The sequence below is a fragment of the Cupriavidus sp. 21MJTG02-4 genome (assembly GCF_057798975.1).
Genome location: NZ_JBYOJP010000032.1, coordinates 1 through 17,357 on the forward strand (window position 1 = coordinate 1; position 17,357 = coordinate 17,357).

Annotated in this window: 18 protein-coding genes, 1 rRNA gene and 2 pseudogenes; 5 read left to right on the forward strand and 16 right to left on the reverse strand. The window is 64.6% G+C overall.

The window, feature by feature from the left end:
- A 16S ribosomal RNA gene (locus AC3FKH_RS33290) occupies positions 1-114 on the reverse strand; the annotation flags it as partial.
- A gap of 472 nt (positions 115-586) precedes the next feature.
- Here AC3FKH_RS33290 and AC3FKH_RS33295 point away from each other — a divergent pair.
- A pseudogene (locus AC3FKH_RS33295) lies at positions 587-821 on the forward strand (alpha/beta fold hydrolase); the annotation flags it as partial.
- A 16-nt stretch (positions 822-837) separates the two neighbouring features.
- Here the strand turns inward: AC3FKH_RS33295 and AC3FKH_RS33300 are convergent.
- Positions 838-1,611 (reverse strand): LysR substrate-binding domain-containing protein, encoded by a 774-nt coding sequence (locus AC3FKH_RS33300; protein WP_488679875.1) that lies wholly within the window; start codon positions 1,609-1,611, stop codon positions 838-840.
- Positions 1,612-1,657: 46 nt separating this feature from the next.
- Here AC3FKH_RS33300 and AC3FKH_RS33305 point away from each other — a divergent pair.
- Positions 1,658-1,954: pseudogene (locus AC3FKH_RS33305) on the forward strand (hypothetical protein); the annotation flags it as partial.
- 51 nt (positions 1,955-2,005) lie between these two features.
- Here AC3FKH_RS33305 and flgL read toward each other — a convergent pair.
- From flgL to flgB, 11 genes are all read right to left on the reverse strand, one after another.
- Positions 2,006-3,220, reverse strand: coding sequence for a flagellar hook-associated protein FlgL (gene flgL / locus AC3FKH_RS33310; protein ID WP_488679877.1), 1,215 nt, complete (start codon positions 3,218-3,220; stop codon positions 2,006-2,008).
- Between the two features lie 35 nt (positions 3,221-3,255).
- Entirely contained in the window at positions 3,256-5,181 is a 1,926-nt protein-coding gene (gene flgK / locus AC3FKH_RS33315) for a flagellar hook-associated protein FlgK (RefSeq protein WP_488679879.1), read from the reverse strand.
- A 131-nt stretch (positions 5,182-5,312) separates the two neighbouring features.
- Positions 5,313-6,359, reverse strand: a complete 1,047-nt coding sequence (gene flgJ, locus AC3FKH_RS33320) for a flagellar assembly peptidoglycan hydrolase FlgJ (protein ID WP_488679880.1) — start codon at positions 6,357-6,359, stop codon at positions 5,313-5,315.
- The gene (locus AC3FKH_RS33325) at positions 6,359-7,528 is read right to left on the reverse strand and encodes a flagellar basal body P-ring protein FlgI (protein WP_488679882.1); all 1,170 of its coding nucleotides are present in this window, start codon (positions 7,526-7,528) and stop codon (positions 6,359-6,361) included. The genes flgJ and AC3FKH_RS33325 overlap by 1 nt, the downstream gene beginning before the upstream one ends.
- On the reverse strand, positions 7,512-8,210 hold the full coding sequence (gene flgH / locus AC3FKH_RS33330) for a flagellar basal body L-ring protein FlgH (RefSeq protein ID WP_483734680.1): 699 nt from the start codon (positions 8,208-8,210) through the stop codon (positions 7,512-7,514). The genes AC3FKH_RS33325 and flgH overlap by 17 nt, the downstream gene beginning before the upstream one ends.
- 10 nt (positions 8,211-8,220) lie before the next feature.
- Positions 8,221-9,006 (reverse strand): flagellar basal-body rod protein FlgG, encoded by a 786-nt coding sequence (gene flgG, locus AC3FKH_RS33335; RefSeq protein WP_483712513.1) that lies wholly within the window; start codon positions 9,004-9,006, stop codon positions 8,221-8,223.
- A gap of 75 nt (positions 9,007-9,081) precedes the next feature.
- The gene (gene flgF / locus AC3FKH_RS33340) at positions 9,082-9,825 is read right to left on the reverse strand and encodes a flagellar basal-body rod protein FlgF (protein WP_488679883.1); all 744 of its coding nucleotides are present in this window, start codon (positions 9,823-9,825) and stop codon (positions 9,082-9,084) included.
- Between the two features lie 43 nt (positions 9,826-9,868).
- Complete coding sequence (flgE, locus tag AC3FKH_RS33345) at positions 9,869-11,116, reverse strand: flagellar hook protein FlgE (protein ID WP_488679885.1); 1,248 nt, start codon at positions 11,114-11,116, stop codon at positions 9,869-9,871.
- Positions 11,117-11,176: 60 nt separating this feature from the next.
- Complete coding sequence (gene flgD / locus AC3FKH_RS33350) at positions 11,177-11,857, reverse strand: flagellar hook assembly protein FlgD (RefSeq protein WP_488679887.1); 681 nt, start codon at positions 11,855-11,857, stop codon at positions 11,177-11,179.
- A 24-nt stretch (positions 11,858-11,881) separates the two neighbouring features.
- The gene (gene flgC / locus AC3FKH_RS33355; RefSeq protein ID WP_483712518.1) at positions 11,882-12,289 is read right to left on the reverse strand and encodes a flagellar basal body rod protein FlgC; all 408 of its coding nucleotides are present in this window, start codon (positions 12,287-12,289) and stop codon (positions 11,882-11,884) included.
- Positions 12,290-12,304: 15 nt separating this feature from the next.
- On the reverse strand, positions 12,305-12,712 hold the full coding sequence (gene flgB, locus AC3FKH_RS33360; protein WP_483733153.1) for a flagellar basal body rod protein FlgB: 408 nt from the start codon (positions 12,710-12,712) through the stop codon (positions 12,305-12,307).
- A gap of 239 nt (positions 12,713-12,951) precedes the next feature.
- Between flgB and flgA the strand changes: the two genes are divergently transcribed.
- The 3 genes from flgA (at position 12,952) to AC3FKH_RS33375 (ending at position 14,628) form a co-directional block, all read left to right on the forward strand.
- The gene (gene flgA, locus AC3FKH_RS33365) at positions 12,952-13,701 is read left to right on the forward strand and encodes a flagellar basal body P-ring formation chaperone FlgA (RefSeq protein ID WP_488679890.1); all 750 of its coding nucleotides are present in this window, start codon (positions 12,952-12,954) and stop codon (positions 13,699-13,701) included.
- A gap of 145 nt (positions 13,702-13,846) precedes the next feature.
- The gene (flgM, locus tag AC3FKH_RS33370; protein ID WP_488679891.1) at positions 13,847-14,155 is read left to right on the forward strand and encodes a flagellar biosynthesis anti-sigma factor FlgM; all 309 of its coding nucleotides are present in this window, start codon (positions 13,847-13,849) and stop codon (positions 14,153-14,155) included.
- A gap of 11 nt (positions 14,156-14,166) precedes the next feature.
- Complete coding sequence (locus AC3FKH_RS33375; protein WP_488679893.1) at positions 14,167-14,628, forward strand: flagella synthesis protein FlgN; 462 nt, start codon at positions 14,167-14,169, stop codon at positions 14,626-14,628.
- A 12-nt stretch (positions 14,629-14,640) separates the two neighbouring features.
- Here AC3FKH_RS33375 and AC3FKH_RS33380 read toward each other — a convergent pair whose 3' ends face one another.
- The 3 genes from AC3FKH_RS33380 to AC3FKH_RS33390 form a co-directional block, all read right to left on the reverse strand.
- Complete coding sequence (locus AC3FKH_RS33380) at positions 14,641-15,870, reverse strand: NAD(P)/FAD-dependent oxidoreductase (RefSeq protein ID WP_488679895.1); 1,230 nt, start codon at positions 15,868-15,870, stop codon at positions 14,641-14,643.
- Positions 15,871-16,142: 272 nt separating this feature from the next.
- Positions 16,143-16,592 (reverse strand): flagellar protein FlhE, encoded by a 450-nt coding sequence (locus AC3FKH_RS33385; protein ID WP_488679897.1) that lies wholly within the window; start codon positions 16,590-16,592, stop codon positions 16,143-16,145.
- The gene (locus AC3FKH_RS33390) at positions 16,592-17,308 is read right to left on the reverse strand and encodes an RNA polymerase sigma factor FliA (protein WP_488679898.1); all 717 of its coding nucleotides are present in this window, start codon (positions 17,306-17,308) and stop codon (positions 16,592-16,594) included. The genes AC3FKH_RS33385 and AC3FKH_RS33390 overlap by 1 nt, the downstream gene beginning before the upstream one ends.
- Positions 17,309-17,357 lie beyond the last annotated feature (49 nt).

A 17,357-nucleotide genomic window follows, 5' to 3' on the forward strand; every position in this document is an offset into this window, starting at 1 on the left:
TTACTCACCCGTTCGCCACTCGCCACCAGGCCGAAGCCCGTGCTGCCGTTCGACTTGCATGTGTAAGGCATGCCGCCAGCGTTCAATCTGAGCCAGGATCAAACTCTTCAGTTCAATCTCTGTGTGGGTCCGAAGACCCTCGCTCTTTCGAGCGGTCGCTCACTCTCAGAAAACTGACTGACCAGATTCGAAAATCCAGTCACGTTTTGCTGTGCGAGCACTGTATAACTTTTAAGCTAAAAGACCGAAGTCTTTCGCATCCGTTATCAAGCGCCCACACTTATCGGTTGTTTGGTTGTTAAAGAACTACGCAACCGGCTTTGCCGTTTTGCGTCACTGCGTTTGCGTCAGCAGCGAAGAAGCGAGACTATAAAGAACTTTCAGCGATTATGCAACTACTTCTGAAAAATTCTTTATTCTGGACGGCGTACTCATTTGAGTTTCTGCCAGAAAATCTCTGCCCGCTGCGCGGTGCCCTGCGAGCGGGGAGCGAATAATAATGCGGCCATGGCCAAGTTGCAAGCCTTTCGCGAAAAAATATAAAGCGCCTCTTCGGACACCCGGAAGGCGCTACCCTCCCCGGACCGACGAAGCCCTGGTGATGGCGTAACGCAGAAAGCGCCTTTGGCAAGCACGTTCGGAGACAACATCACCACGCCGGCCTGGAAGCACAAGCCCTCTTGGTACCAGGTCTCCGGAGAGGACCGGATCATCGCGCCCGCGAATCAGAAGATGATGTCGGGCGCCTGAATGCCCGGAAGGTGGTGGACGCCAGCCATGCGTTGCTGGCATCCAGGGCTGCCCAGGTGGCAGCCCAGATCGCATCACGGCCAGCCTTTATGCCTCCGCCGCAGCCAGCCCCTCGGCCACCAATCCTGCAAAGGCATCCGCCATGCCCGAGTTCGCAAGGTGACTGGCGCGTGCCATGCGCACTTCCACCAGGCACGCCGGCACCAGCGGCACGACGCGCAAGGCATGGGCAAAGACGCGCGCCGCATATGGATTGACGATGCCGATGCCAGCCCTCTCGGCGGCAAGACTGCAGATCGTTCCCGAGTAGGTCGTCTGCAGCGTAGCCGCCGGCTCTGCCCCGGCATCGCGCAATGCCTGCCAGAGTGCGATGGTGAGTTCGTCATCCGCATTCAACGTCAGCAGCCGCTGCCCTGACAGTTGCGAAGCGTGCAGGCGAGGCCTGGAGGCCAGCGGATGTCCGGGATGCATCACGCAGACCGCTCGCGCCCGGTGCATCACGCGGATGTCGAACTGAGGATGATCGAGACGCCCCGTCGCCAGCACGAGGTCGAATCGTCCATGCAGCAGTCCTTCACTGAGCTGGTGACTCCCTACCGTCTGGAGATCTACGTGGACGTCGGGATGCGAGCCGATGAATCGCGCCACGATGGCCGGCATCAGCCCCAGCCCCAGCGCCGGCGTGCAGCCAAGCCGCGGCAGGCCGGTACCAGAACGCCGCAACAAGTCCACCTCCTGCCCGATGCGCGCCAGCCCCTGAAAATGGCTTTGCACCGTTTCGAACAACCGCTGCGCCTTGGGCGTAGGCCGCAGCCGGCCCTTGTCCATATCAAATAGCTTCAGGTCGACGCCGGACTGCACCCGCCGGCAATCGCCGATCCAACCATCTTCAACCTAGCGCATGACCATGCACCACCCTGCCATCAAACGCCTGCCCCTTCCCTGCCGACGCCTGGGCGACGGAAAATTTCACCACTTCTTCGGCTACTACAACAAGAGCACCTGGGATCGCAGTGACCGCTACGTGCTCGCGCGGCGGGTCCCCATGGCCGATGCCGATTTGACTCCGGAACTGGTGGCGGAAATTGGTTATTTCGACACGTACAACGGCGACCGTTTCCACCCCGTCGGCGAGACCACGGCATGGAACTGGCAAATGGGTGCGCAGCTGCAATGGCTGGACGGCGCGCCCGGCCCCGAAATCTCTACGGCAATATTTTCGCTAAAAGCACGTCAAACACTTCCCTTCTCGGCCTTACAAATATTTGAACAAATTCATACCCTGAATTTGCATAAACGATTGCTGTGCCCCCTGCAGCGCAGTCTGGCGCTGATAGTACTCGGTAATCGCCGCAGCGTAGTCCAGGTCCTGAACGCTGGACAACGTGTCCGAGTACGACTGGCCCCGGTTGGTGCCGATGGTGTTCAGCGCGTCCAGCTCCTGCATGCGCGAACCCACCGAGGCGCGAACGGTCAGCACATTGTCCAGCGAGTTCGAGAACTGGCGGAGGCCGGTGGCGAGGGTGTTCGACAGGTTGGCCGAATCTGCGTCGGTCGTCGTCGGCTTGCGCAGGGCGTCGATCACCGATTTCAGGTTGGCGAACATGTCGGTGCTGCCCTGGCTGGCCGGGTCCATGGAAATGGTGTCGCCATTCTTGGGCGTCCCCTTCACCGTGAAGGTAATGCCAGCCGCGGAAATCTGACCAGGGTCGGTGTAGTTCATCGGTGTGCCAGCCACCGCGGCCCCGGAAGGATCCTTGATGGTGTACTGCATCCTGCCGCTGCTATCGTCGAACGACAGCGTGAGCGCAGTGCCGTATAGCGGATCGGTCGGGTCGGTCGTGGATACCTGGCCATAGGTCGCGGTGCCGGTGTTCGCGCTATTGCCCTGGAGCACGTAGCCGGCCGAGCTTTGCACGCTCTGGAAGACTTCGCGGCCATTGCTGCCGGCCGGCATCTGGCGAGACACGTCGACCTGGAACTGCTGCTGCTCGGTATTGCCGACGTACTGGACGCCACCGCCACCTTGCACGAACGGCGCCGAGCCGGATTTCGTACCGCCGAACAGGTACTGGCCATTGCCGTCGTCGGCATTGGCCAGGCCGAGCAGCTGGTCATACTGGCCCTGGAGTGCCGTTGCCAGCGAGGCGCGGTCCACGTCGCTCATCGTACCGTTGCCGGCCTGCACCAGCAGCGTCTGGATGTTCTGCGTGACCGTGGTCACGGTGGAAAGCGTGTTTTCTTCCGTGCCCAGCGCGATATTGGCCTGCGTGCGCGAGGTGGCGTACTGGCCGTTGACCGCGCTGGCCTGCGAAATGGTCAGCGCGCGCGTGGCGGCAACCGGATCGTCGGAGGGCGTGAGTACCTTGCGGCCAGTGCCGAGCTGCTGCTGGATGTGCAGCAGCGACGACTGCTGCATGTTCATCGAGGCCAGGCCTTGCTGGTAAAGCGTGGAGCTTGCGACGCGCATTGTCTGTTCCTTCTCGAATTCTTGATCTGGTCCGCTTACCGGCCAATGCCGATGATGGTGTCGAACAGCGTGCTGGCCGTCTGGATCACGCGGGCGTTGGCCTGGTAGAGCTGCTGGAACTGGAGCATGGAAACCGTCTCTTCATCCATGTTCACCCCCGACACCGACTGCTGTGCGGTGCGGATCTGCGCCGTGATGCTGTCTTGCGACGTGGACGCGATCTGCACGGACTTGGCGCGCGTGCCGACGTCATTGACAAGCTGGGCGTAAGCATCATTGAAGCTCGACACGCCGCCGATGGTCTTGGCGTTCTGCACCTTGGCAAGCGCCAGTGCGTTGCCGTTGTTCTTCACCGCGCCGGTATTGGAAGCCAGCGTGAAGGTATCGCCAGCGCTGGGGGTGCCACCAAAGCTGAAAGTGAGGCCACCAATGTCGTAGTCGGTGTTGGCACCGTTGGCTACGCCAGTGGGCTGGGGCGCCAGCAGAGCGCCGCTGCTGTCTTTGAAGGTGTAGCCTGCGCCGTTGTAGATGGCGGTGATCGGGCTCGTCAGCGGCGTGAAGCCCTGGGCGACACTGGCCAGCGTGGCGGTACCGCTACCCAGATTGCCGCTCCCTGCGTCGGCACGTGCGGGTGATGCCGCTGCGATCTTCGCCGGATCGGTGATCGCCATGTCGAATCCCGCGGCCGCATTGCGGGTCGGCTGGATCGAAAACGAATCGTTCTGGCCCATGGCGGCGCTCACCTGCACGCTGATGCCGTCGTTGGGGGCACTCAGCGTCAGTGGGAACGTCGGAGCGGGCGTCCCTGGGGCGGTCGCCACGACTGTCTTGTCCGACAGACGGGTTAGGTTGTAGTTGGTGCCGTCATACTGCAATGTGTAGTCGCTGTTGGTCAGCTTCGACGCGTCGGTGATCATGGTCTGCGCCGCCGCGCCACCGGTGTTGTTGGCGTTGGTCACCGTGGTCGCCGTGCCCAGCGTGAACATGTCGGTGCCGATGTCGCCATTCAAATCCATGCCCAGCTTGTGCTGGTCATTGAAGGACTGGCCAATTGCAAGCGACAGGCGGCCGATAGCGTTCTGTGCCGTGTCCAGCGTCTCGGTACGGAACTTCAGCAGCCCGCCCAGTGATCCACCGGTGATGGAACCCGCGTCGCTTTCATACACCGTGCCGTTGGGCAGGGTGAAGCCCACCACCGTCCGACTCGGATCGGCCGCCGAGGGAAAGGCCTTCAAGTCGTAGGAATCATTACCCATCACCAGCGGCTGGCCGTTGCCGACGAACACGTTGTACGTCCCGCCATCCTGCACCACCACCTTGGCGCCGACCAGCTTGGTCAGCTCGGACACGGCCTGGTCGCGCTGATCCAGCAGGTCGTTGGGCGGCTGGCCGCCGGAGGCTGCCTTGAGCTTGGTGATCTCCCCGTTAAGGGTGGCGATCTGCTTGGTATAGGCATTGACCTGATCGACTGCAGTGCCGACCTGTGTGTTCACGCCCGACTGCAGTTGATCGAAATAGTTGCTGGCCGCGCGCATCTGGCCCACGAGCGCCTGGCCCGCCGACAACATGCCCTGGCGTGCCGCCGGGTCTGCGGGCGTATCGGAGACGGCCTGCACCGCGGCGAAATACTTCTGCATCAGCGGCGCCAGGCCACCCTTCTGGTCTGCCAGCAAGTTGTCGATCTGGCTGATCTGGTCGGAATAGGTCGACAGCGACGCACTGGCCGACTGCGCGCCGCGCAACTGGCCGGTCAGGAACTCGTCATAGACGCGAATCACAGTGGTCGTATTCGACCCCATGCCAAAGAATCCCTGGCTGGTGTACTGGCCGCCGGACGATGCCACGATGGTGTTCTGCCGCGTGTAGCCTGCAGTGGCCGCGTTGGCAAAGTTGTGGCCGGTCGTCGTCAGCGCGTTCTGCGCAGTGTTCAGACCGGAAAGACCAATATTGAAGAGAGACATGTTGCGCTGACCCCGGATGCTGTTGGTTGCCTCCGGCACATCGGCGCGGAGGCAGGGAATGTGCTAGTTATCGGCAATCGGGGCGGCAGTCTTTAGGGCCATCCGGATGCCAGGGAAGGCTAGGCGAGTGCCTACGCCGACACCTTCTTCATGATCTGCACCAGCTTGTGCCCGTAGGCCGGGTCCGTGGCGTATCCCGCCCGCTGCAGCCCATGCGCCGCTTCGTCGGCGGTGCTCGCCGACACCACCGCCGAGTAGCGCGGATTATTGGTCAGCAGGCGCGCGTAGTCGGCGCAGGCCTCGTCATACGAGCCATAGGCGCGGAAGCGCGCACGCACCTTCTGCGGCTGGCCGTCGACATACTCGGTCGTCGTGACTTCGGCCACGCGGCCCTTCCAGTTTGCCCCGGCCTTGATGCCAAACACGTTGAACGTCGTGCTGCCGTCGGGGTGCGCGATCTCGCGCCGGCCCCAGCCCGATTCCAGCGCGGCCTGTCCGACGATCAGCCGCGCCGGCACGCCGCTCGCGCGCGATGCCGCCTCCGCCGGACCGGACATGCGCGAAACAAAAGCCGTGACGTGAGCCGGCGCATCGTCGGGCAACGGCCCGAGGCTGCTTTCTCCCTGCCCCTGGCCCTGCCCGTCATAGTCCTGCGAGCGGTATTGACGCAGGCCCGCCATCGGATTCCAGCTCGTGCCCGGCACCACGGTGCCGATGGCAGGCACATCGCCATCGGATGCGGCGGCGGCGCTGGCGCCGCGGCTGTCCAGCAGTTGCGCCATCTCGGCGTCGGCCGCGGCGGTGCCCTTGGCACCTGGCGCGGAGGTAGCGCCGATCATGCCCTGAGGATCCTGCGCGCCGGTAGCCCGCGCCAGCTGACGCACCATCACCTCCGCCAGGCCGATGCCGCGTGACGACATCTGCTGCGCGAGCTGCTGGTCGAGCATCGACATGTAGAGCTTGCCTTGCTCGCTGTCGAACACACCGTCCTGCGGCGTGGCATCGCGCATGCTCTTGAGGACCATCTGCGTGAACACGGCCTCGAACTGCCTGGCCGCGGCACGCAGCGTGCCCGGGTCGGAACTATTGCGCGCGCTCTGCTTGAGCCCCTCGAAGCCCTGCGTGTCCAGCGCGAAGCGCTGCGACAGATTCGCCTGCGCGGAAATGCCGCTGTCCATCAGATGATCTCCAGCTCGGCGCGCAGCGCTCCGGCGGCGCGCATGGCTTCCAGGATGGTCTGCAGGTCCGCGGGGGTCGCGCCCAACGCGTTCAGGCCCTTGACCACGGCCGCCAGCGATGCACCGGCCTTCACGATCTGCAGCGATCCGCCCTGCTGCTTCATGTCGATCTGCGACACCGGCGCGACTACGGTCTGCCCACCGCTGAACGGTGCAGGTTGGCTGATGACCGGCTGCGTATTGATCACCACCGAAAGATTGCCGTGCGCAACAGCGCAGTCATCCACGGTCACAGCCTGGTTCATCACGATGGAACCCGTGCGCGCGTTCAGGATCACCTTGGCCGCTGCCTTCGCCGGCGTGACGTCGATGCTCTCGATGCGGGCCAGGAAGCCTACGCGTGCCGCGGGCGACGCCGGCGCGCGCACCTGTACGACTCGCCCATCCAGCGCGGCGGCCACGCCACCGCCCATCGAGCGGTTGATGGCCTCCACCACGCGCTCGGCCGTGCCGAAATCCGTGTCCTTCAGTTCGAGGTTGATGATGCCGCCGTCGGGCTGGAACGCCGCGACCGCACGCTCGACAATAGCGCCATTGGCGATGCGGCCCACTGCCAGCTGGTTGATCTGCACCTTGCTGCCGTTGGCCGACGCACCGGCACCGCCGACCAGCATATTGCCCTGCGCAATCGCGTAGACCTGTCCGTCCGCGCCCTTGAGCGGCGTCATCAGCAACGTACCGCCGCGCAGGCTCTTGGCATTGCCCATCGACGACACCACGATGTCGAGCTGGCTGCCCGGCTGCGCAAACGCCGGCAGCGTGGCCGTCACCATCACCGCCGCCACGTTCTTGAGCTGCATGTTCTTGCCCGCCGGCAACGTGATGCCGAGCTGCGAGAGCATGTTGGTCAGGCTCTGCGTGGTGAACGGCGTCTGCATGGTCTGGTCGCCGGTATTGTCCAGGCCGACCACCAGGCCGTAGCCCACCAGCGGGTTGTCGCGCACGCCCTGGAACGTCGCCAGGTTCTTCAGGCGCTCCGCATGGGCAAAGTTCGCGGCAAAGCCGAACGCCACCACCACGGTCAGCGCGGTGATACTGGCCTTGAGCAGGCTCGACATAAAACGGGCAAGCATCGGAGCGGACATGGACGGATCAGAACGGAGAGACATTGAGGAAGAAGCGCTGCAGCCAGCCCATGTTCTGTGCTTCGTCGATGTAGCCCTTGGCGGTGTACTCGATGCGGGCATCGGCCACCTGGGTAGACAGCACACCGTTGTCGCCGGTGATGGTGCGGGGATTCACCACGCCCGAGAAGCGGATGAATTCCGCACCCTGGTTGATGGCCAGTTGCTTTTCGCCTGACACCACCAGATTGCCGTTCGCCAGCACCTCCAGCACGGTCACGGTGATGGTGCCGTTGAAGGTGTTGGCCGCGCTGGCGCCACCGCTGGCCTTCAGCCCGTTGGCGCCATTGATGCTGGCGTTCGAACTGCTGCTGAACAAGCCTGCCAGTGCCTTGGGCACGGCGTCGAAGGCCAGCGAGGTGTTGCCGGTACGGCTGGCATTGGTGCCCGAGTTCTTCGTGGCGTTGACGTTCTCGGTAATGACGATCGTCAGGATGTCACCGACGTTGCGCGGACGGCGGTCCTCGAACAGCGGATTGCCGGCGTAAGAGGAGGCAAAGATCGAACCGGTTGCCGGCCCCATGGGGCGCGGTTCGGCGCGCGCGGTGGTCGGCAACTGCACAAGCGGCTCGCGCGGCATCAGCGCGCAGCCGCCGCTGGCCAGCAATGCCAGGCCGGCCAGGCAATACAGAACGCGCGCGCCCAGGCGGGAAAGCATGTTGGCCATCATCGCTCCGTCAGCTCATCTGGGTCAGGCGCTGCAGCATCTGGTCCGATGTCTGCACCGCCTTGCTGTTGATCTCGTAGGCGCGCTGGGTCTGGATCATGCTGACCAGCTCTTCCACGACGTTGACGTTGGAGGCTTCCACGTAGTTCTGCTGCAGCACGCCCGCGCCGTTCAGGCCCGGCACGGTGGTGTTGGGCGCGCCCGAGGCATCGGTCTGCACGTACAGGTTCTCGCCCATGCTTTCCAGGCCGGTCGGATTCATGAAGGTGGCGAGCTGGAGCTGGCCGACCTGCACGTTGTTGCTCGATCCGGGCTGGGTCACGGAGACCGTGCCGTCGCGGGCAATGGTCATCGACGTGGCGTTGGCCGGCACGGTAATGGCCGGCTGGATCACGAAGCCGCTGGACGTCACCATCTGTCCGTTCTGGTCGACCTGGAACGAGCCGTCGCGCGTGTAGGCCGTGGTGCCATCGGGCATCGCCACCTGGAAGAAGCCCTGGCCGATGATGGCCACGTCCTTCGCATTGCCGGTCTGCTGCGGATTGCCCTGGGTGTGGATGCGTTCCGTGGCCACCGGACGCACGCCGGTGCCCAGCTGCAGGCCCGAAGGCAGCGTGGTCTGGTCCGACGACAGCGCGCCGGGCTGGCGGATGTTCTGGTACATCAGGTCTTCGAACACCGCGCGACCACGCTTGAAGCCGTTGGTCGAGACGTTGGCGAGGTTGTTCGAGATCACGTCCATCTGCGTCTGTTGCGCATCGAGGCCGGTCTTGGCAATCCAGAGAGAGCGGATCATGTGGTTCCTTGGTGTCCTGCGTCGCGCCGCTGGTAGCGGCGCGTCATGTGTTCACGGGTAGGCGGCGCGGCCGCTTCAGTTGGTAGAGAGCAGCTGGTTGGCGCGCTGGTCGTTCGTGTCTGCGCCGGTGATCATCTTCATCTGCATCTCGAAGCGGCGCGCATTGGCGATCATGTCGACCATGGCTTCGGTCGGATTGACGTTGCTGCCTTCCAGCGCGCCCGACACCACGCGCACGGTCGGATCGGCCTCCAGCGGCTGCGCGCCGGGACGCAGTCGGAACAATCCGTCATCGCCACGCGCGATCGCGTCGGCCGGCGGGTTCACCACACGCAGCTTGCCAACTTGTGCCAGGCCCGCGGAGGCCTCGCCCGGACCGCGCGCGGTGATCGTGCCATCGCTGCCAATGGTGACCTGGGAACCCGGCGGCACCGACAGCGGGCCGCCGTCGCCCATGACCGGCAGGCCGTTGCTGGTCTGCACCTGCCCGTCCTGCGCGACCTGCAGCGAGCCCGCGCGGGTATAGGCTTCGCTGCCATCGCGCGCCTGCACCACCAGCCAGCCGTTGCCCTGCAAGGCAACGTCGAGCGGCCGGCCGGTGTAGGTCAGCGGGCCGGCGCGCATGTCGGCGCCCGGCGTCGAAGTCAGCGTGAAGGCGCGCGTGGGGGACTCCTGCCCCACGACCGGCACCGCGCGGTACAGATTGATCTGCGCGCGGAATGCCGGCGTCGAGACGTTGGCCAGATTGTTCGACACGGCGGCTTGCTGGTCGAGAATCTGCTTGGCGCCCGACAGGGCGGTGTAGATCATGCGGTCCATATGCCCTGCCTGTCTGCGTCCGTGAGGGGGATCCCGTGCATGATCAGATGTTCATCAGGGTCTGCATGACCTGATCCTGCGCCTTGATGGTCTGCGCGTTGGCCTGGTAGTTGCGCTGCGCGACGATCAGGTTGACCAGCTCGCTCGACAGGTTCACGTTGGAACTTTCGACCGCGTTGGACTTGAGCTGCCCGAGCGCGCCACCCGGCGCATTGAGCAGCGCCGTGCCCGAATTGTTGGTGGCGGTCCAGACATTGTCACCGGCCGCTTGCAGGCCTTCCGGGTTGCCGAATCCGGCCAGCACCACCTGGCCCAGCGACTTGGTCTGCTGGTTCGAGTAGCTCGCGAGAATCGTGCCGTCGTTCTGGATCTGGTAGCCCAGCAGGGTGCCGCTGGCATAGCCGTTCTGGGTGATTCCCTTGGGGTCGTTGTCGCCGCGGTACTGGGTCGAGCCGGTCAGGTCGATCTGGGCCGTCAGCGCCGTCGCACCGTTGTTCAGGGCGGCGGCCGGGATGGTGATCGCGTTGGCCAGCGCCGGACCGCCGGGGGTGACCGGGATCATATTGCCGCTGGCGTCGAACGAGACCGTATTGTCGGCCACCTCGTTGCCGGCCGAGTCGCGCACCGACATCCTCCACGGCGACGTCGGCGGCGGGCCGGCAGTTGCCGCCTGCTTCACGAAATACGCAGTCAGCTGTTGCGGATTGCCCAGCGAGTCGTACACCTGCAGCGTCGTGGCGTAGTTGAAGCTGGACGCAGCCGGAATGCCGGCGGTGCCGGTGGCCGGGAAGGTGGCCGGCGTGATGACGGACGCGCCCGAGTCGAGGTTGAGCTGGATGGCCACGCTCGTGGTGGCCTTGGGCGCCATCTGGGCATTGGGCACCACCAGCGGTTGCGGCTGGACGCCGGCGCCGGCGGCCACGCCGGGCGGATAGCCGGTCAGCAGCAGACCCTGTCCATTGGTCAGGTGCCCGTCAGCGGTGCTCAGGAACTGGCCGTTGCGCGAGTAGTACACCTGGCCCGCGGCGTCCTGCAGCCGGAAGAAGCCATTGCCGTTCGTGATCGCCACGTCGAGCGAACGACCGGTCGACGTGATATTGCCCTGTTCGAACGACTGCACCACCTTGCTCACGCGTGTGCCAAGGCCCACCTGTGCGCCGGCGAAAACGTCGGCGAACTGCACGCTGGACTGCTTGAAGCCAACCGTATTGGCGTTGGCAATGTTGTTGCCGATCACATCGAGATTCTGCGCGGCGGCGTCGATGCCGCTCAAGCCCTGACCGAAACCCATGCTTGCTCCTATTTTCCAGTTTTCCGATAAATGGTCGGCGGCAGCCGGCCACCCATGCGATTAGAGAATGCGGCGGACGTCGTCCACGCCCGCGGTCTGGCCATTGCCGATATCGACCTGCACGCCGGCCGTATCGCCGCTGATGCTCTGGACCTTGCCGTAGACCAGCGCCACCGGCTGCACCGAGTTGCCGTTGGCCGTGGCATTGACCTTGAAGGTGTAGTCGCCGTCGGCCACCGCGGTGCCGGCGTCGTTCTTGCCGTCCCAGGCGATGTCGTGGACACCGGCGGTCTGCCCCTTCATGTCGATGGTGCGCACCACGTTGCCGTTCTTGTCGATCACGCTGACCGTCACGGCATCGGCGGTGGAAGGCACGTCGACGCCGAACTTGCCTGCGACGCCGTCAACGACCGACACCTGCGAACCGGGCACCATCACCGTGCGGCCGATCAGAGCCGCGGAGTCCATGGCGCGGCTGGCGCTGACCTGGCCGAGCAACTGGTTCAGCGTCGTGTTCATGGTCTGCATGCTGCTCACGGTGGAAATCTGCGCCAGCTGCGAGGTGAGCTGCGAGTTGTCCATCGGATTGAGCGGATCCTGGTTGTTCATCTGCGTCACGAGCATCGTGAGGAAGTTGTTCTGCAGATCCGCCGCGCTTGCGCTGCCGCTCTTGAGGGCGTCGTTGATGCCCGAAGCGCTGCTGGTGCTGCCGGTGCCGTTGACCGAGGAGGTAGTCGTCATGTCGCGTTGAAAATTTCGTTGTCGTTACTGGCCGATGGTCAGCGTCTTGAGCATCATGTTCTTGGCGCTGTTCAGCACCTCTACGTTCGCCTGGTAGGAACGCGAGGCCGAGATCATGTTGACCATCTCCTCCACCGGGTTGACGTTGGGCATCACCACATAGCCCTCGGCATTGGCCATCGGGTGCGTGGGGTTGTGCACCAGGCGCGGCGGAGACGGGTCTTCCATCACGCCCTGCACCTGTACGCCGCCCACGTCGCTCTGGCCGGGCGTGGGCGCCATGCCGAAGATGACCTGCTTGGCGCGGTAGGCCTGCCCGTCGGGGCTGACCACGCTGTCGGCATTGGCCAGGTTGGACGCGGTCACGTTCATGCGCTGCGACTGCGCCGCCATGGCCGAGCCCGCGACGTCGAAGATATTCATTGCTGGCATGCGTCTCTCCGGCGCTTACTGCTGGATCGCAGCCAGCATGGTCTTGATCTTGGAACTCACCACGGTCAGGTTGGACTCGAAGTGCACCGAGTTGTCGGCGAAGGCCACGCGTTCGGTATCCATTTCGACCGTGTTGCCGTCGACGCTCGACTGCAGAGGAATGCGGTAGGCCAGGTCGGCGTCGTCGCGGGTCGGCGCCTGCGCCGGCAAGTGGCGCACTGATGTGGTCGACAGCGACACACCTTCGGGACGGTGGCCGCGCTCGATAGTCTGCGCCAGCGTGCTTGAGAAATCGAAATCGCGGGCCTTGTAGCCCGGGGTATCCGCGTGCGCGATGTTGGAGGCAATCACCGACTGCCGCTGGGTCCGCAGGCTCAGCGCTTCCTGCTGGAAGCGAAAAGCCGCATCGAGTCTGTCAATCATGTAAGCATCTCCGTTTGGAGCAACCTTCAGGCAAACGACGAAGGGCGACCTTCTTCAGGGATCGCATCTTAGGTTCACCCCTGTCACGCCAATCGGATGAATAAGGACGGGAAATCCATGCAATTCGGAGGGCTTGCCCGGCACCGCCTCCCTACAATGGGACCCGTTTCCTTGCGTGCGGCTGCGGGATGGCTGAATCTTTCCCGTGGCTGCCACATCGTCCTTGCTGGGATGAAGACATGAAGAAGATTGATCGCGCCGCCATCCGTGCGGCGCTGGCCCTGCTGGCGGGAGGCGTCCTGTCAGTCATGGCCGGCGCACCCATGGCCGCGCCGGCACAAGCCGCCCCGGTCGCCGCGCAGGCGCCTAATCCGTTCCCGGAAGACCCGGTGCGCGCATCGGTCGAGCAGTTCCTGCTGCGCCAGACGGCCGGCTTGCCGGGCAAGGCCAGCGTCCAGGTGCAGCCCCCGTCAGGCGGCCGCGCGCCGGAGTGCGTGTCGCCCGATCCGTTCCTGCCGCCGGGCGCTTCACCCTGGGGCCGCGTCTCGGTCGGCGTGCGCTGCGGCGGCGAGCGGCCCTGGATCCGCTATATGCAGGCGCGCGTGTCGGTCCTGTCGGATTACTACGTCGCCACGCGCGCGCTCGGCCCCGGCGAGCCGGTGACGCCGGCCGACCTCGAGGTGCGCCAGGGCGACCTGTCCACGCTGCCCAAGGCCGTGATCACCGACCCGGCACAGGTCGTGGGCGCGGTCACCGCGAACCGCGTTGCGGCGGGCTCGCCAATGCGCAGTGACCTGCTGAAGAAATCGATTGCCGTGAAGTCCGGGCAGACCGTCACCGTCGCGGTAGAAGGTGACGCGTTCCAGATCAGCAGCGAAGGCAAGGTCCTGGCCGATGCGGCCATTGGCAATACCGTGCAGATCCGCCTGCGCAACGGCCAGGTCGTCAGCGGCCTGGTGCGCAGCGGCGACACCGTCGTGCTGCAATAAACTGCTAAAAGTGCATCATGGAACACTGGAATGCAGGACTGGCTGGCGTGCGACAATGCGTGCCAATCCTGCCGTCGGGGCGAGAATTTCCTAAAGATTTCGCCGCGGCGTCCGTAATGACAAGGGAACCCAGCAAGGAACGCCCGTGAAGATCAACCATTCCCCTTCGTCCAGGCCGGCCGACGCCCCGGCCGCGGACAGCCCTGTGCGGCCGCAGCCCGCGCAGAGTGCTCCCGCCGCCCCTGCGAGCGGCGTGAGCGTGAGCCCGCTGGCCGCGCAGGTCCGCGAAATCGGCAGCCGCCTGGCCAACGAATCCGACGACGACATCGACACCGCCAAGGTTGAGGAGATCCGCCAGGCTATTGCCGAAGGCCGGATCAAGATCGACCCGGGCAAGATCGCCGATGGCCTGATTGCCACGTTGCGCGAACTGGGCCAGGGCGACGTCCACTGATAACAGCCACCATGAGCCAGCCCCTGATCCAGAGCCTGCAGAAAGAAGCCGAAGCCGTGACGGCGTTCGGCCAACTGCTCACCGAAGAGCGCGAAGCCCTCAAGGACGGTGATTTCCAGTCCCTGAGCGGGTTGCTCACGCGCAAGGTGGCGTTGGGTCAGGCGCTTTCGCGCCAGGTTGCCGCACGCGAAGCCCAGATGGGCGCGCTCGGCCTGCGCGCCGGCCCGCAGGGCCAGTTGCTCGGCCGCAATATCGACCCGGCCGTGGGCGATGCCTGGCGCAAGCTCATTTTCGCCGCGCGCGGCGCACGCGACAAAAACCAGATCAATGGCGCGATCGTCTCCGCGCACCTGGACCACACGCGCGAAGCCATCAACGTGCTGCGCCAGCACAGCGGCGGCGATTCCGGGCTGTACGGCAAGAACGGCAAGGCCGCCGCCGGCGTCGGCGGCGTTAGCCTGGCCAGCGGCTGAAGCCGGCGGCGTTCAGTCGTCGCAGTACTGCCCGAGCACGCTGAGCCCCCGCTGAGGGTCCCTGACGAACGGATTCGAACGGTCCCATGCATAACCGGCCAGCACGGCGGAAATCATGCGGCGGATATCGGGCGTGGCATCTGGATGAAAGACGAGTTTCTGGAAACTCCCCGCATACCAGGCATCGACGAACGTACGGAAGCAATCCACACCTGACTTCAGGATGCGCGCATAGTCGGCCTCCCAGTCCACCGTCTCGCCCGCGAATTCGCGCACGATGCATCCCGCCGCCAGGCTTGCCGACTTGAACGCGATCGTCACACCCGACGAGAAAACGGGATCGAGGAATTCGCCCGCGTTGCCGAGCAACGCGTAGCCATTGCCCCACAGCGACTTCACGTTTGCCGCATAGCCCGCGATATGGCGTGCAGGGGTATCCCAGACGGCATTGGCCAGCAGGCCCGCCAGGGCCGGATCCTCGTTCACCAGTGCCTGCAGCCGCTCCGTGTCGCTGCCCGCATAGCCGTCAAGGAAAGCCTTCTCGGCGACCACGCCCAGTGAACAGCGGCCGTTCGAAAACGGAATGGTCCAGTACCAGACATCCACATGCCGCGGATGAATCCCGACGCGAATCTTGTTGCGGTCGAAGGTGCCCGGCATCACGCGGTCTTCGACATGCGTGAAGATGGCACTGCGCACCGGAAAGCCAGATGGCGTTTCGAGCTGTAGCAGCCGCGGCAGGATGCGCCCGAAGCCGGAGGCATCGAGCAGGAAGCGGCTGGTGACGCGGTAGTTGTTGCCATCGGGATCGCGCACGGTCACGACCGGCTGCGCCCCCGATACGTCCACGTCAGTCACCTGGTGCCGGAAGCGGACTTCCGCGCCCTGCTTCTCCGCCTCGCGGATCAGCACATGATCGAAATCGGCCCGCTGTACCTGGTAGGTGGTTCCCCAGCCGGACGAGAATTTGTCGCGAAAATCGAAATCGACATAACGGTCGCCACGCGCAAACGCCGCGCCGTTCTTGTACTGGAACCCCGCTTCGACCACGGCCTGCAGCATGCCGGCCGCCTCGATGTACTCCATGCTCTGCGGCAACAGGCTCTCGCCAATGGAAAAACGCGGGAAGGTCTCCTTCTCGAGCACCATCACGCCAATACCCTGACGACGCAGCAGCCCGGCCGCCACGGAGCCCGCGGGCCCGGCGCCGATGATCAGCACGTCTGCAACTTGATCTTCCATTTGATCCTCCAACGCATTCAGCCCGCACGCAGCACATGGCCGACTGAAGCCAATGACGAGGCGGCCCCTCTCCGCAGGAAATCGCGTCCTGCAGGATCCGACGGCATCGCTACGGAAGGGATGGGCAACAAGGGGCCGCGAACACTGCCACGAGACAGTATGGCCACATGCTACCGAATGAACGGAAACGTGGAAACAGGACAGCGCGGGTAGTGCCAGGCGGCGATATCGATGTAGGCTTGGGCGTCACACCGGTGCTGGCACGCTGTCCGTCAACGGAACCCTACGATGACCTGGTTGCTCCTGCCCTGCAGCACAGGCGCCACCGCGCCCTGCCCGGGCAACCTGAAGGCAAACACAAAGCCCTGCGTCGCGTCGTCGCCATCGAAGGCGTCGGTCCTGCCTTCCGACTGCGGCAGCATCACGCAACGCTGGGCATTGCAGAGGTAAGCCTGCAGATCCACCGGCGGTGTCGCGACAAAGCTGTAGTGCCAGCGCACCGAGGTGACGATGCCTTCGGATTGCGGCAGGTTGCCGCTTGGCAGGATCGGAGGAGAAACGGTGCGCTGGCCGCGGCCATACAGCGCCGGTCCGTTGACCGATGCGCTCCAGGTATGCCGCGTGCCGGCCTCGGGCGCGGCCCACGCAGCGGTGGCGATCGCCGCCGGCACGGCCGCCATGGCATGCAGGACAACCCGTCCGATGCCTGACCGGCCGCGCATCAAAGCATGCCGCGCAGTTGATTGCGCAGGCGCGTGATGGCCTGCCCGCGGATCTGGCAGACGCGCGATTCGGTCACCTCGAGCACCGCGCCGATCTCGCGCAGGTTGAGTTCCTGGTCATAGCACAGCGACAGCACGAGCTTTTCGCGTTCGGGCAGCCGGTCGATGGCGCGGATGAGCGCTTCGCGCATGCCATTTTCCATCAGCTGCGTGAGCGGATTGCCGTCTTCGCTGACGCCAAGATGGCGGTCGAGAAAGTCTTCTTCGCCCGAGCGCTCGAAGTCTTCGTAGTGAAGGAGCTGGCAGCCATAGACCTCGTTGAGCAAGACCTGGTAGTCGTCCAGCGGCATTTCCAGTTCCTGCGCGACTTCCGAGTCGAGCGGTGCGCGGCCGAGCTTCTGTTCCAGGCCGCGCTGCGTGCGTTCGATGCGGCGCGTGAACTGGCGCAGGCTGCGCGACTGCCAGTCGTTGGCCCGCACCTCGTCAAGCATGGCGCCGCGGATACGCTGGCTGGCGTAGGTCTCGAAACGCGCGCCATGCGTATCCTCATAGCGCTTGGCCGCGTCGAGCAGGCCGATCATGCCGGCCTGGATCAGGTCATCGATCTGCACGCTGGCCGGCAGCTTTGCGGCCAGCTGCAGCGCGATGCGGCGCACCAGCTGCGCGTGGGTCTTGACCACGGCGGCCTGTTCGAGCTTTCCCTGGATCGTGTACATGGTGGAATTCTCGTGAATGCTTGCTTGCAAAGCCTGCCCGCATGGCGGG

Coding starts and splice junctions, on each gene's coding strand:
- flgF (WP_488679883.1), bottom strand. CDS start 9,825: ATGGACCGCATGATCTACACCGCCCTGTCGGGCGCCAAGCAGATTCTC.
- AC3FKH_RS33325 (WP_488679882.1), bottom strand. CDS start 7,528: ATGTCTCTCCGTTCTGATCCGTCCATGTCCGCTCCGATGCTTGCCCGT.
- flgA (WP_488679890.1), top strand. CDS start 12,952: ATGAAGAAGATTGATCGCGCCGCCATCCGTGCGGCGCTGGCCCTGCTG.
- flgJ (WP_488679880.1), bottom strand. CDS start 6,359: ATGGACAGCGGCATTTCCGCGCAGGCGAATCTGTCGCAGCGCTTCGCG.
- flgK (WP_488679879.1), bottom strand. CDS start 5,181: ATGTCTCTCTTCAATATTGGTCTTTCCGGTCTGAACACTGCGCAGAAC.
- AC3FKH_RS33385 (WP_488679897.1), bottom strand. CDS start 16,592: ATGCGCGGCCGGTCAGGCATCGGACGGGTTGTCCTGCATGCCATGGCG.
- flgG (WP_483712513.1), bottom strand. CDS start 9,006: ATGATCCGCTCTCTCTGGATTGCCAAGACCGGCCTCGATGCGCAACAG.
- AC3FKH_RS33375 (WP_488679893.1), top strand. CDS start 14,167: ATGAGCCAGCCCCTGATCCAGAGCCTGCAGAAAGAAGCCGAAGCCGTG.
- flgD (WP_488679887.1), bottom strand. CDS start 11,857: ATGACGACTACCTCCTCGGTCAACGGCACCGGCAGCACCAGCAGCGCT.
- flgE (WP_488679885.1), bottom strand. CDS start 11,116: ATGGGTTTCGGTCAGGGCTTGAGCGGCATCGACGCCGCCGCGCAGAAT.
- flgL (WP_488679877.1), bottom strand. CDS start 3,220: ATGCGCGTCGCAAGCTCCACGCTTTACCAGCAAGGCCTGGCCTCGATG.
- flgH (WP_483734680.1), bottom strand. CDS start 8,210: ATGGCCAACATGCTTTCCCGCCTGGGCGCGCGCGTTCTGTATTGCCTG.
- flgC (WP_483712518.1), bottom strand. CDS start 12,289: ATGCCAGCAATGAATATCTTCGACGTCGCGGGCTCGGCCATGGCGGCG.
- flgB (WP_483733153.1), bottom strand. CDS start 12,712: ATGATTGACAGACTCGATGCGGCTTTTCGCTTCCAGCAGGAAGCGCTG.
- AC3FKH_RS33380 (WP_488679895.1), bottom strand. CDS start 15,870: ATGGAAGATCAAGTTGCAGACGTGCTGATCATCGGCGCCGGGCCCGCG.
- AC3FKH_RS33390 (WP_488679898.1), bottom strand. CDS start 17,308: ATGTACACGATCCAGGGAAAGCTCGAACAGGCCGCCGTGGTCAAGACC.